The sequence below is a fragment of the Bacillus sp. 05T31 genome, assembly GCF_056396725.1.
On the sequence record NZ_JBFTMA010001245.1, the window covers coordinates 1 to 609 of the forward strand.

2 protein-coding genes are annotated in these 609 nt (G+C 33.8%); both read left to right on the plus strand.

The features are described 5' to 3' along the window. Window positions 1-224 (plus strand): immunity protein Imm33 domain-containing protein (locus AC1DJR_RS32695; RefSeq protein WP_477004541.1); only part of this gene is annotated, 224 nt, incomplete at its 5' end. Between the two features lie 252 nt (window positions 225-476). Then, a partial coding sequence (locus tag AC1DJR_RS32700; protein ID WP_477004166.1) for a transposase occupies window positions 477-609 on the plus strand: 133 nt, incomplete at its 3' end.

Consider the following 609-nt stretch of genomic DNA (forward strand, 5'->3'; position numbering starts at 1 on the left):
GTGAAAAAGGTGATTCTGGTTGGTATATCGGTCCTGTCGATGAAACAGAAGAAACTGAAGGTGAATTAGAAGCATTTTACGCATATCAGCTACTAAAAATTAGACCTTCAATTATTCAAGTTTTAGCCTTACCTTATGAATATCTGGTAGTTTTTGAGAAAGATAAAATCAAAGCCATTTTAGATGATAACGATGTCGATGTTTGGAATGGAGTTGCAAACTGAGATTAGTTAAGTTTTAAAATAATTGATAGGAGTTAACCACATGGACTCCAAAGTTTCGAAAATTCTAGGAATATTAGACGATTATGAGGAAAGAGAAATTTTGGTAATGCTAGAAGCTGAAGCAATGGTTTACATTAAACTAGACACTTACAGGATGGAAAATAATCAATTATGAATAATAAAAGAGCATCCCTCCATGAACTGCACCCCAATTGTTAGACACAGTCTAACAATTGGAGGTGCAGTTTTTCTATGGCTAAATTTACAGCTGATGAAAAAATACAAATCGTTCTACGTTATTTGAACGGAAATGAAAGTTATCGAGAAATGGGTAGAGCGATCGGTATAAGTGGCACAATCATTTTGAATTGGGTAAACCAATATA